The sequence below is a fragment of the Sorangium sp. So ce295 genome (genome assembly GCF_051527405.1).
Taxonomy (GTDB): Bacteria; Myxococcota_A; Polyangia; order Polyangiales; family Polyangiaceae; genus Sorangium; species Sorangium cellulosum_B.
This window is the reverse complement of sequence record NZ_CP150324.1, coordinates 2,609,162-2,621,727: the sequence shown is the minus strand read 5'-3', so window position 1 is coordinate 2,621,727 and position 12,566 is coordinate 2,609,162. Positions and strand designations below refer to the sequence as shown.

The 12,566-nt window shown below is 66.7% G+C and carries 11 protein-coding genes; 1 reads left to right on the top strand and 10 read right to left on the bottom strand.

What is annotated here, in order from left to right; all coding sequences use genetic code 11:
• Positions 1-113: 113 nt before the first annotated feature.
• On the top strand, positions 114-1,652 hold the full coding sequence (locus WMF11_RS10020) for a hypothetical protein (protein WP_437977286.1): 1,539 nt from the start codon (positions 114-116) through the stop codon (positions 1,650-1,652).
• 55 nt (positions 1,653-1,707) lie between these two features.
• Here the strand turns inward: WMF11_RS10020 and WMF11_RS10015 are convergent, their stop codons facing one another.
• From WMF11_RS10015 to WMF11_RS09970, 10 genes are all read right to left on the bottom strand, one after another.
• Positions 1,708-3,270: an acyl-CoA carboxylase subunit beta gene (locus WMF11_RS10015; protein ID WP_437979295.1), complete on the bottom strand. Its 1,563-nt coding sequence runs from the start codon at positions 3,268-3,270 to the stop codon at positions 1,708-1,710.
• 37 nt (positions 3,271-3,307) lie between these two features.
• Positions 3,308-4,093, bottom strand: coding sequence for an enoyl-CoA hydratase/isomerase family protein (locus WMF11_RS10010; RefSeq protein ID WP_437977285.1), 786 nt, complete (start codon positions 4,091-4,093; stop codon positions 3,308-3,310).
• Positions 4,090-5,028 carry a 3-keto-5-aminohexanoate cleavage protein gene (locus WMF11_RS10005; protein ID WP_437551313.1) on the bottom strand — a complete coding sequence of 313 codons (939 nt, stop codon included), beginning with the start codon at positions 5,026-5,028 and terminating at the stop codon, positions 4,090-4,092. The genes WMF11_RS10010 and WMF11_RS10005 overlap by 4 nt, the downstream gene beginning before the upstream one ends.
• Before the next feature lie 24 nt (positions 5,029-5,052).
• Positions 5,053-5,541 carry a MarR family winged helix-turn-helix transcriptional regulator gene (locus WMF11_RS10000; protein WP_437551312.1) on the bottom strand — a complete coding sequence of 163 codons (489 nt, stop codon included), beginning with the start codon at positions 5,539-5,541 and terminating at the stop codon, positions 5,053-5,055.
• A 285-nt stretch (positions 5,542-5,826) separates the two neighbouring features.
• Positions 5,827-7,185 carry an STAS domain-containing protein gene (locus WMF11_RS09995; RefSeq protein ID WP_437977284.1) on the bottom strand — a complete coding sequence of 453 codons (1,359 nt, stop codon included), beginning with the start codon at positions 7,183-7,185 and terminating at the stop codon, positions 5,827-5,829.
• Between the two features lie 34 nt (positions 7,186-7,219).
• Complete coding sequence (locus WMF11_RS09990; RefSeq protein WP_012234416.1) at positions 7,220-7,630, bottom strand: hypothetical protein; 411 nt, start codon at positions 7,628-7,630, stop codon at positions 7,220-7,222.
• Between the two features lie 34 nt (positions 7,631-7,664).
• Positions 7,665-8,156: an ATP-binding protein gene (locus tag WMF11_RS09985; RefSeq protein WP_231864758.1), complete on the bottom strand. Its 492-nt coding sequence runs from the start codon at positions 8,154-8,156 to the stop codon at positions 7,665-7,667.
• On the bottom strand, positions 8,156-9,145 hold the full coding sequence (locus WMF11_RS09980; RefSeq protein ID WP_044964406.1) for a PP2C family protein-serine/threonine phosphatase: 990 nt from the start codon (positions 9,143-9,145) through the stop codon (positions 8,156-8,158). Before WMF11_RS09980 ends, WMF11_RS09985 begins: the two co-directional genes overlap by 1 nt.
• A gap of 48 nt (positions 9,146-9,193) precedes the next feature.
• The gene (locus WMF11_RS09975; RefSeq protein ID WP_012234413.1) at positions 9,194-10,111 is read right to left on the bottom strand and encodes a slr1658 superfamily regulator; all 918 of its coding nucleotides are present in this window, start codon (positions 10,109-10,111) and stop codon (positions 9,194-9,196) included.
• Positions 10,112-10,135: 24 nt separating this feature from the next.
• Positions 10,136-12,520: a PP2C family protein-serine/threonine phosphatase gene (locus WMF11_RS09970; protein WP_437551306.1), complete on the bottom strand. Its 2,385-nt coding sequence runs from the start codon at positions 12,518-12,520 to the stop codon at positions 10,136-10,138.
• Positions 12,521-12,566: the final 46 nt, after the last annotated feature.

The window sequence follows — 12,566 nt, the reverse complement described above, 5'->3', positions numbered from 1 at the left end:
TCGAGCGGTGGGAGAGCGCCCGGGCGCTCCGGAGGAGGCCAGGCTCGCTGGCTACGCTAAGGTTGACGCCCCCGGAAAGAAAGCGGAAGCGTTCGCTCCCGAACGGATCCTCCATGCGCACACGTCTCGTCCGGATCGCCTGTCTGTTCACCTCGATCGCTCCTGCTGCAGCGGCCGTGATGGGGCTCGCGTCGAGCCCTGCGCTCGCGGAGGAGAAGTCGAGCCCCGCGCAGCAGACCGAAGGGCCGGGCTCCGCCGTGCCCGCGGAGGGGCCGAAGGCTGCCGCCGCCCCGCCGCCTGCAGGGAGCAAGGTCGCCGCGCCCAAGGCGAGCGTCGGCGCGCCCAAGACGAGCGCGAAGAAGAAGGCGCCCGAGTCCCCGCCGCTGCCGCCTTCACCGGCGCGCCTGTGGCTCATCGCGCCGTCGCCTCACGGGCCCTGGACGTTGCGGATCGACAACGAAGGCGAGCGGCCGATGCGCATCCCGGCGGACGTGCGGCTGCTGCGCCTCGAGGTCGACACGCTGAACAAGCGCACGAAGAAGACGGTCCGCTGCGCCGCGCCCGCGGGGCTCAAGCCGAGCGGCTTCCCGGAGCGGCGCGCGCTGCTGCTGGCGCCCGGCCAGTCGTACATGGAGCATTTCGACCCGCGCCTGCTCTGCTTCGGCAAGGACGAGGCGGCGCTCGTCGGCGGCTCGGTGGTGAGGACCTGGTACGGCTGGGGTCCGCCGCCCAAGTGGTCGAAGAAGCCACCGGCGGCGCCGTTCGCTGCGGAGTCGACGGACGATCCGCCGGCGTTCGCCCCTGCGCCCGGCCTCGCGGCGCCCACCGTCGTGCTGAGCTACGGCCTGCCCCCCAAGGAGGCCGCCGCGGACGATGCGGGCGGCGCCGAGCCAGCCTCTCCGGCGGACGAGACGGCTCAGCCTCCGGGCGACAAGGCCACTCAATCCTCGGGCGACAAAGCCGCTCAATCCTCGGGCGACAAGGCCGCTCAGCCCGCGGACGACAAGGCTGCTCAACCCGCGGACGACAAAGCGGCCCAGACGTCCGCGGACAGGCCAGCTGGCGAGTCCCCGGAAAAGCGCGTCCCGTCGGACAAAGGCCACAGCGCCGGTCCGCCCGGCAAGCCGATCAAGGACGCCAACGCGCCTCGCCTGGAGCTCACGAGCGAACCCTGGTCCGACGCGGCGAGCCCTCGCTCGATCGTCGTCCGGGTGAGCGCCAAGAACGCTGGCAGGCGCCCCATGACCGTCGCCATCCGGTCTCGGATGCTCGAGTTCCACGTCGCCGGCCCGAACGGCGAGACGGTATGCACGGCGGCCCCGCCGACGGGGGCGATCCCGCGCGATCTCTTCAGGACGCTGAAGCCCGGCGCATCGGCCGACGTCTCGCTCCTCCTCCGGGAGGTCTGCCCCGCCGACACGTTCAACCGCGAAGGCCTCTACGAGGTCACAGCCACGCTGCACGCGAACGAGCCGGGCACCGGGCTCGGCCTGGACGCGTACACCGCCGTCGTCCCCGCCAAGAACACGACGCTCCTTCGCGTGAAGAGCGCTCCCGAGCCGTTCTACGCAGCCGCGCCGCGAGCCGTGCCGACGCCCAAGCCGAAGCCCGAGGCCAGCCAGGCGCCGGAGCACGAGGAGCACGACCCGTAGCGCGAGGAACAGGAGCGCGCGTCAGTGCGGCTGGGCCCCCCGTCCCTCGCGCGACTTACACCGGAAGGATCCCCCGCTTCTTCTCCGGCCGCTCCACCCGCTTCTTCCGTGCGAGCTCCAGCCCCCACGCGATCGCCCTCCGGGTGTCCCGCGGATCGATCACGTCGTCGATGAGGCCCCAGCCGGCGACCTTCATCACGTCGATGTTCTTCTGGATCGCGTCGACCATCCCCTGCTTCACCTCCGGCGGCGGCGGCGCGTCGCCGAACATCTTCCTCGCCGCGATCCCGAGCATCCCCTCCGGCCCCATCACGCTGATCTCCGCGGTCGGCCAGCCGACGATGAGGTCCGGCTCGTACGCGCGCCCGCACATCACGTAGTAGCCCGCGCCGTACGCCTTGCGCACGACCACCGTGATCTTGGGCACGGTGGCCGCCGCCATGACGTGCAGCATCTTCGCCCCGTGGCGGATGATCCCCTCGTGCTCGACCTTCGAGCCGATCATGAACCCCGGCACGTCCTGCAGGAACACGAGCGGGATGTTGAACGCGTCGCAGATCTGCATGAAGCGCGCGGCCTTGTCCGACGCGTCCACGTCGAGGATGCCGCCCATCTGGGTCGGCTGGTTGGCCACGACGCCGACCGGCTGGCCGCCGATGCGCGCGAGGCAGGTGATGATCGACCGCGCCCACCGCGGCTTCAGGTCGAACCGCTCGCCGTGATCGACGATGGCGTCGATCAGCTTCAGCATGTCGTAGGCGCGCCGCGGGCTCTCCGGCAGGAGGTCGAGCAGCGACTCCTCCCGCCGGTCGATCGGATCCGTGACCGGCAGGCGCGGCGGCTCCTCGTCGCAGCTCGACGGGAAGAACGACAGGTACCGCTTCACCGCGGCGACGCACGCGGCGTCGCTCGGGTACTCCGCGTCCCCGACGCCGCTCTTCGTCGCGTGCACCTTGCTGCCGCCGAGCTCCTGCTCGGAGATGTCCTCGCCCGTCATCGCGCGCACGAGCGCGGGGCCGCCGAGCGCCATCGAGCCGACGTCCTTGACCATCGGCACGAAGTCCGCGAGCCCCGGGATGTACGCCGTGCCCGCGGCGCCTGGCCCCACCATGGCCGCGACCTGCGGCACGACGCCGCTCATGTGCACCTGCTCGCGGAACAGGTGCCCAGAGCCGGCGAACAGCGAGATGCTGTCCGGGTGCATCGAGCCGGGATCGATGCGCGCCCCGCCCGAGTCGATGAACCACACGATCGGCCAGCGGCCGCGGAGCGCCATCTGCCGCAGGCGGGTCACCTTCTCCTCGCCCGTCTGCCCGATGCTGCCGCCCTTCACGGTGAAGTCGTACGCCGCGGCGCAGACCATCCGCCCGTCGACCTTGCCGAACCCGCAGACCACCGCGTCCGCCGGCGGCCGGTCGCTCCCGTCCGGCCCGGCCGCGAGCCCCATCTGCGTGCCGTGCATCCCCACCTCGAAGTGCACCCCGTCGTCGAAGAACGCCGCGAGCCGCTCCCGCGCCGTCATCTTCCCGCGCGCGTGCTGCTTCGCCACGCGCTCCTCGCCGCCCATCCGCCGCACCAGCTCCCGGCGGGCCTCGAGGTCCTTCACGAGCTCTCGCATGTTCACGGGCCACCTCTCCCTGCGCGCCCCGGCGCGCCTACCTGCCCGACCAGCGGGGCTTTCGCTTCTCCAGAAAGGCCAAAAGCCCTTCCCGCGCGTCGTCCGTCGCGAGGCAGCCGGCGAGCCGCTCGCGCAGGAGCGGCAGCGCCGACTCGAGGTCGAGATCGTCCTGCGCCGCGAACGCCTCGAGGCCGAGCCGCACCGCGATCGGGCTCTTCGAGGCGATGGCGGAGGTCACCTCGTCGACCGCGGCGTCGAGCGCGCCCGGCTCGACCACCTTGTTGAGCAGGCCGCACTGCGCGGCCTCGTCGGCGTCGAGGCGCTGCCCGAGGAGCATCATCTCCAGCAGCTTGCGCCGGCTCACGTGCCGCTGGAGCACCGCCATGATCATCATCGGGAACAGTCCGACGTTGATCTCCGGCGTCCCGAGCTTGGCGCCGCGGGCGCCGATCGCGAAGTGCGACGCCGCGACGAGCCCGAGCCCGCCGCCGAGCGCGTGCCCGTTCACCCGCGCCACGATCGGCTTGCTCGAGTTCGCGAAGGCGAGCAGGAGGTCCGCGTAATCGCCCTTCATCTCGGGCGGCGGCGCCCCCTCGGCGCCCGCGATCTGCGCGAAGTCCCCGCCCGCGCAGAACGCGTCGCCCGCGCCGGTCAGGACCACGCAGCGCACCGCCTCGTCCGCCGCGCCCGCCGCGAGGGCGTCGAGGAGCTCGCTCACCATCGCCGGCCCGATCGCGTTCTTGCGCCACGGGTTGTTCAGCGTGAGCCGGAGGACGCCCCCCGCGGAGAAGGCCTGGATGACCGTATACACGCGCTCCGTCACGAGGCCGCTCCTCCTGCCGCTCCTGCCGCGCCGCCGTCATGAAGGCCCAGGATCTGACGGGCCTCCTCGACGGTCGCCGGCCTGCGGCCGACGTCGCGCACCATGCGCACGGCCACCTCGCAGAGCTCTCCGTTGCTGCGCGCCATCTCGCCGCTCGGCAGGTAGAAGTGGTCCTCGAGCCCGCACCGCACGTTGCCGCCGAGCACGAGCGCCGCCGCCAGCATCCTCCACTGCCCGTGGCTGATCCCGATCACCTCCCACTCCGAGCCGGGCGGCATGATCCTGGTCTGGAGCTGGAGCGACTCCACGTGCGCGGGGATGCCGCCCAGCACGTTGACGATGAACGAGAACTGGAGCGGGGGTTTGAGCAGCCCCATGTCGACGAGCGGCCAGGTGCCCTGGGTGTGCCCCGTATCGAAGCACTCGAGCTCTGGCTTCGTCCCGGCCTCGTTCATCGCGTCAAGGAGCTTGCAGATCTTCGCGTACGTGTTGGGAAACACCATATCGAAATCGAAGGTCTTCCGCGCGCGCGAGTACTTCGAGTAGTTCATGGTGCCCATGTTGAGCGCCGCGATCTCGGGGCGGCTCTCCCGGACGGTCGCGCACTGCTCGCTCACGTCGTCGAGGAGGGTGCCCGTCGAGAAGTTCAGGATCACCGGGCAGCGCTTGCGCACCTCGTCCTTGATCCGCGCGAACACGGCCGGAGAGAAGGTCGGTGATCCGTCGTCGTTGCGCGCGTGGATGTGCACCGCCGCCGCCCCTGCGTCGTAGGCCCGCTTCGCCTCCTCGGCGATCTCGACCGGCGTATAGGGGATGGCGGGGCATTGCTTGCGGCCGGCGAGCACCCCTGACAGCGCGCAGGTCACCACGCAGATATCGGGATCTCGTCCGTTCGGATCCCTCGGTTCCCCGGTGAACGTCGGCTTCTCTCTCATGCCCCCTGCCTCCCTTTCGCGTCCTCAGCGCCGTCGCTCTTCTTCCGTCCGGCTCTGTCCGACCCGCGAGACCACCTGTTTCTGCAGCTTCGTCAGGATCCGGAGCAGATCGCGCAGGTCGGTCGAGCTCAAGCTGAGCAGCGCGCTCCGGAAGATCTCCATCGGTTCGACCTGGATCTCGCGGGCGAGCCGCGCCCCCTTCTCGCTGAGCCGGATGTGGACGACGCGCCGGTCGGCCTTCGAGCGTTCGCGGCGGACGAGCCCCTCTCGCTCCATGCGATCGACGATCCCGGTCACCGTGCTGTTCTGCGCCCGGATGCGCTCCGACAGCGTGGACAGCGAGAGATCCTGGAACGACTCGAGCAGCTTGAGGATGGTGAGCTGTGGCCCGGTGAGGCCGAATCCGCTCGCCATGCCCTTCGTGAGCCTGCGCGACTCCGTGTAGAGATAGATGATCATCTCCACGATGGCGTCGATCTCCGGCCTCTCGGGCGGCGGCAGGGTCGCTGTCACGATGCTTCGTGTACGAAATATTCGCTCCCCGGGGGTGCGTCAAGCTCCCGCGCCCCCCTCCGACCGAGCGGGCGCTGTCCCACCCTCCGAGACATCGGCGTTCACCAAGCTCGTCCGGTCACCGAAGCCCGCCCCCACCATCGGTCACCAACGTGGACGTTTACGTGGTCATGAACGTTTACGTGGTCGTGGTCGTCAACGATAGGCCGTGAACGACCACCACCACGACCACGTAAACGTCCACGTCAACGTTCGGATGTAGGAGAACGCGGCGCGAAGTCGGATCTACCGCCGCTTCCCTGTCGCCCGGTCTGCCCGGAGCTCCCGGATGCACCACCTCAGCGCCTCCTGGAGGTCCCGATGCACCTGGACGGACGAGAGATCGACGCCGAGCGACGAGGCCGTCTGCGCCACCTGCGGCTGGACTCCGGCCACCACCCCTTGCGCGCCGAGCAGCTCGATCGTCTGGAGCATGTTGATGAGGTGCTGCGCCGTCGTGGAGTCGACCTCCTCGACCCCCGTCACCTCGACGATCGCGTAGCGCGACTTCGTCTCGACGATCGTGCGCAGCAGCTTCTCCGTGATCTCTGTCGCCCGGTGGCGATCGATGCTGCCGACGAGCGGCAGCACGAGCACGCTGTCCCAGACCTGGATGATCGGCGTCGACAGCGTCTCGATCGCGGACTCCTGCCGCGAGATCACCGCGCGCATCGACTCCTGCTGCTCGACCACCTCGCGCAGCGACTCCTCGGCGCGCATGCGCTCCAGCGTGATCGCGAACATCTCGCCGATGACCTGGAGCAGCGCCCGGACGCTCTTGTCCCACGCGCGGGTCGATCGCACCGCGTCGAGCCCCACGACGCCCACGAGCCGCCCCGCGTAGGCTGCAGGCATCCGGACGAGCGAGGCGATCCCGAGCTCCGTGAAGGCCCGCCGCTCGCTCGCTGCCTCATCCGGCAGATCGGCCACGCGCGGCACGTCGCACACCTCGAGGCGGAACAGCCGCTCGACGAGCCACGGATACACGTCCCTGGACACGACCCCCCGCTCCGCGCGCAGCGACGGCACCCCGTCGGCGCACCACTCGTGCGTGTTCAGGAACCGCCGCCCGTCCTCCGCGAGGAGGAACAGGCTCGTCCTGTCGGCGCGCAGCGCCTTGCCGAGCTCCGCGAGCGCCGAGTGGAAGCCGCGGTCGACGTCCGAAAGCTTCACGTTGATGAAATGGGCCGAGATCGACGCGACAAGCATCTTCGTCTCGATCCGCTGCATCAGCGCCCGCTCGAGGCGCTTCTGCTTGCCCACGTTGCGCGCCCACCCGTACACGAGCCCCTCGCTCGGTACCGAGAGCATCGACCACGACAGCCAGACGTAGAGGCCGCTCCTGCTCCTGCACCGGTTCTCCAGCCCGAGCGTGACGGGCCCCTGGCGGAGCCGATCCATCTGCTCCCGGGTCGCGACGACGTCGTCCTGGTGCACGAGATCGAGGAGGCTCCGGCCGACGAGATCCTCGGTCCCCAGGCCGAGCGTCCGCTCCCAGGCGCCGCTCACGCGAAGGAACGATCCATCGCTCCGCAGAACACACAGCGGATCGGGACAGACAGCGAAGAACCTCTCTACGTCCGCTTCGTTCGCAGGTGTGCCCATCGCCGGTCGCCTTACCCAGCCCACACCCCCACGCTTAGGTCTCCTTGACGTCCTCGAACGTCGTCCGCGCGGCCACGTGCTCCTCGTTCAGGTTGAGCAGGATGGGCAGCGTCTCGTGCTGCCAGTCATCGTCGAGGATCCGCCGCACGGTCACCCGGCCGGGCACCAGGTTGTACACGGCGTCCACGATATCCATGATGACGTAGAAGCCGTTCGAGTTGCAGAACCGCATCTTCACGAAATCCATCACCGTGGACGTGATCGGGTGCTGCGGGAGGACTCGGGCGAGCTCGTCCAGGTAGCTCGACAGGTACCGGTACGGGTTGTCGATCCGGATAGCGCCCTCGAAGGTCAAGACGAGGCGGTTGTCGTCATCGAGCCGGGCGACCGACTGAAAGACGCTCAGCCCGCCATCCGTGATTTCTCCATAGCTGAGAGCCTTCATACGCGACCTTTCGTGGAAAACATACGCAGCCTTTTCAAGGGAAAGTAGCCTGGACGACGAGGATTCCATCGACGTACTGCGTCGAGAGATGGAACTTGTTCTCGGCGGTCAACCGAATGAGCCCTAGACCGCCCCTGCGTCGATCGTTGCGCCGCTCGCGCACCGTCCTGGCAAAGAGCTCTCTCGGGTCCTCCGCGGCGAAGATCTCGTCGAATACCGCCTTGACGGTCCGGTACTCTTCCGGCGTAACGCGGTTGGATACCTTGATGAGCAATCGATCCGGATCGATGCTCAGATCGAGCCGTACCTCGCTCTCACGCTCGGTCCCGTGCTGGAGCACGTTGGTGACCAGCTCCGTGACCACCACGTTGACCTTCTGGCAGATCCGTCTGGGGTAGAACCTCACCAGCAGCGCGTCCAAAAAGTTCGCAAGCAGGCCGGCCACGTCGCCCGTGATGTGATCGATCGGAGATATATATATCGATGCACCGACCGACGTCTGCGAATGATTCTTCTCGGGCTTCATCAGGCGCACCTTCGCAGGATGATCAGTGTGATGTCGTCGGCGTCCGCCACCCGGAACCGCGTGTAGTCCTCGATGCACCGGTCGAGGATCACCTGCACGGGTTCCTCGCTGTGCTTGACGACGATTTCGTTGAGACGTTGCACGGAATATATCTCCCCGCTCGCGTCCTGCGCCTCGAACATCCCGTCTGTGTACAAGGCGAGGACGTCATCCTCCTCGAACGGCAGCTCGAACTCGTGAAATGGCTTGATGCGCAGACCGATGAAGTTGCTCACCCGGTTGAACGAGCGAGGCGTACCGCGACGGACCAGGAGCCCGTACCCTCCGCCCGAGACGTAGCGGAGGAATCGGTCAGTAAACATGACGAAGTTCACCGTCGCGTAACGGCGAACCTCCCGGAGGAACGAGTAAGCGCTCCGGTTCACCCAGTCCACGATCGCCCCCGGGCTATCCAGCCGCTTGGTAGCGTGGGCGAACTGCGCCTTCAGAAACGCCATGATGAGCGCCGACGATACTCCGTGACCTGAGATATCGTAAACACCTATCGCGTGGCGCTCGCCGGGAAGGTAGAAGAAGTCGTAGTAGTCTCCTCCGACCTGGGCGAGCTGCTTGTGGAAGATGGCCATGTCGAACGACGAGGCGATGGCCCCGCTCGCCTCCGGAAGCAGGGCGCGCTGGACCTGCCGCGCCACCGCGAGGTCGTCGTCGATGGCCCGGTTGTACCCCTCGAGCTCGTTCTCGATGCTGGTCGCGTGTTCCAGGATCGCCTCGTGCACCAGGGAGAGGTCGTCGAAGTCGAGCTTCAGCTTGTCGACGTACTCCAGCAGCGCGCTGCAGCGCTCCATGAAATCTGTGAAGTTCCCCTCCTCGCGGAGCAAGGTGTTCCACGCTTGCCGCTCCTTCACGATCGCCCTGATGGCATCCAGATTGCTCTGCTTCTGCAGGAAGCCTCTGGAGTGCATCGAGCTGATGTCCTTGGGTGCAGTCATGGCTCGACCTGGACGCGATTCGGGTTGGACGGAAGAACCCATCCGATCTCAATCACAGAGTATCATCTCGAAGTTCTGATTGAACTTCTTGAGGTTGGGCAGCGACTTCCCTTGCCACGGGATGGACTTCGACCCGCGGACGATGAGCTGGAGCTCGCCCTTCTTCCTGGTGGCGATCGCGAACTTGTAGAGGACGTTGATCCCTGAGCTGTTCAGGAAGTTCAGCGCCCTGACGTCGAGTGTGATGGTGGGAGGGTTCGTGGCGAGGACCTTGTCGAGCAGCTCCTCGATAGGGGCGTACTCGGTGGTGCCGCCAAGGCGAAGGATTCCTTCCAGGTACACCACCACCTCAGAGGGATCGTACCAAACCCGATAGTTGCCACCCTTGATTTCCATTCTCGACCTTTCATTCAAAATAGGAATCCTGGCCATCGTCTTGATGCTGAAGCTGTTGACCGAGATCGGGTCCAGCTTCCACCCAAGACTGACACCGTAATCATTCATGATGATGAGATACCCGAGCCCCGACCCGGCGTTCTCCGCGTCCTCGGCGTTCGCCTCCGCCTGTCGACGCAGGAGCTCCCCAGGGTCCTCCTGTGTGAGCTCTAGGAGCTTCTCACGAAGCGAGGGGACGGCGGCGTTCGTGATCTGGTTGCTGACGAGGCACACCAGGTCCTCACGCCCGATACCCACGGTCACGGTGATGTCACCGTGCTGATTGAACTTGACGGCGTTCTCAACCAGTTCGTTCAGAACGTACCCGATGGCGCCTGAGACCTCGTCTCGGCTGATGAGCCTGTCCTCGCCGTCTATCTCCGGAAAGAGCTCGCCGAAGTACTCGGCCATGAAATTGGCCGTCAGGTTACAGAGGCTCCATCTCACCGCGAACGAGTCGGGGTACAACGTCAGCGACATGTGTTCGCTGAACGAATCGTCTAAAGAGTAGACGCCGATGATTTCGCTCATGGTAATGCCCAGTCTCCCCCTTGCTCATACCCTCTTAATGACAAGTACAGTGATGTCATCATGGATTTTGTTGTAGCCTACGTGCGCCAAGACGTCCTCGATGATAGCGTCCTTGATCTCCCGCGAGGTTCTTTCGTGGTTTCGCGAGATCACCTGACACAGACGGTCGATTCCGTACTGTTCCTCTGAAGAGTCCTCCGCCTCGGTGATGCCGTCGCTGAAGAGCGTCACGACGTCCCCGGGCGCCAGCTTCACCTCGATGCTACCGATGAAATCGCTGATATCCAGGTCGATGCCTATCGGCAACCCGAGCCCCATGGTCTCGACACGATCGAGGGTCCCGTCCTTCCGGACGATGATCAGATCCTCGTGCTGACCGGTGAGCTGGAGCTCGCCGTCGCTGTAGTCGAGCAGGGTCAAGGACAGGTTCTTGTCTGACCGGATGCGCTGGATGTTCTGGTAGATGACCTTGTTGACGATGCTCAGGAACTTCTTCGGATCCCGCTCGTTGGCCGCGAGCAGCGTCCGGACGGCCGTCTGGACCATGAGCATCAGCACGCCGCTCTCCAGCCCGTGCCCGGTGACGTCGCCGATGCCGATCTTGACGAGCCCGTCGCTCCGCAGCACGTCGTAGTAGTCCCCGCCGACCTCGTCGGCAGGGGCCATGTAGCCCGCGATGTCGAGGCCCGGGATCTCCTGGAGCTCGCTCGGCGCGGGGAGCACCATGAGCTGGAGCTGCCGCGCGACGTTCAGCTCGGCGCCGAGCCGGATGTTCTCCTGGGCGAGCTTCGCGTTCAGCTCGCTGATCTCCTCGTTCGCCTTCTCGAGGGCCCTCGTCCGCTCGCCGACGAGCTCTTCGAGGTTGTTCGTGTAGGCCTCGATCTCGCTCGCCATCTCGTTGAACGCGACGCCGAGCTGCCCGATCTCGTCCGCGGAGTTCACGTCGATGCGAACGCCGTAATCGCCCTCGCGCATCCGCGTCGCGCCGGTCGAGAGCGCGACCAGGGCGCCCGTCATCTTGCGGGAGATCAGGTAGACGCCCAGCATGAGCACGAGGAACGAGGCGATCGTGATGAGGACCTGGGTCCCGACGATCACCGTCCTGCTCTTCTCGATGCTCTTCTGCGCCGCGAGGAGCGAGGCGTACATCTCCTTCTTCGGGACGACGAAGCCCATCGTCCACCGCTCCTTGGCCACGCGCGCGTCCGGCCCGGCCCAGCCGTTCACCGGCGCGAGCCGCTGGAGGGCGATGATGTACGTCTCGCCCGATATCACCATCTCCCGGTAGTCGACTTTATCATCGTTCGGAAGGACGATGCCAGACACCCCCGCGTCCTCGCTGTCCTTGAAGAAGCGCTGCAGCATGCCGACGCCGGAGTTCTGGCCGGCGCCCGCGTCCGTGCGCAGCCGCAGCGTCTTTGCGCCGAGCTCGTTGACCGCGAAGACGTTCCCGTCCGCCTGGGCCAGGAAGGCGAAGCCCGCCGTGGCCAGCTTGACGTCCTTGATCGACGCGATGAGCTGCGCGAGCGTGAGATCGAGCCCGACGGAGCCCACGAACGTCTTGCGGTCCTTCGCCCAGAGCGGGTGGAACGCCGTCATCACGATGCCGCCGCCCGCCGCGTCGTCGTACGGCGCCGTGACCGTGGTCTGATCCGGGTGCGCGCCCAGCCCGGCGGGGTCCTTCGCCCACTCGTTCCAGCTCTCGGCGATGCCGGGGAAGAAGAACTTGTACCACCCCTGGTCGTTGTGCCCCGGATACAGCTTGTCGAAGGTCGACGCCATGTCCGTGTACGGCGTCAGCCGCACATACGGCTTGTCCTCCGGACCGATGTAATAGATCTGAAGCTTGTCGGCGCCGTACTTGCCGAACGAGGGCAGGATCAGATCCAGAAACGCGGTCTCGTTGACGGCCCGCTGGACCTCGGGCAGGATCGTCCCGTCCTTCCCCAGGTAGCCCCAGACGCTGACGACGCTCGGCTCGCTAGGATCGTTCTGGTACCAGTTCCCTTTCGGGTTGTACTTCATCTGATCGCGGAAATACGGGAAGTCGGCGGCCGTCTGCAGGAACGGGGCGACGTCCTCCTCGCGATCGATCACGGTCTGCAAGACGCCGGCGAGGGTCTGGAGATCCCTGTACGCCTCACCGAGCCTGAGGTTGACGTGAGTGGCCTTGTCCTCCAGGTGATTGGTGAGGTACTCGCGGTTCGCCGAGTTGAGGCCGGCCTCGATCTCCGCGGCGGCCTCGCTGCTCAGCCGGTGGATGCCTTGCCGCCCGACGACGACGTTCCACACGGCGCCGAGCAGGACGCTCACGCCCGTCACGAAGATGATCTTGGTGCTGAACTTCCTGAACCTGAAGAGCAGGCTTTGAGGCCGCTGTTCGCCAGAGTTCCGAGGTTGAACGCTCACGGCTGGCAATCTCCTAACGGCACGGCCCTGGGCCACTCGATCGGCA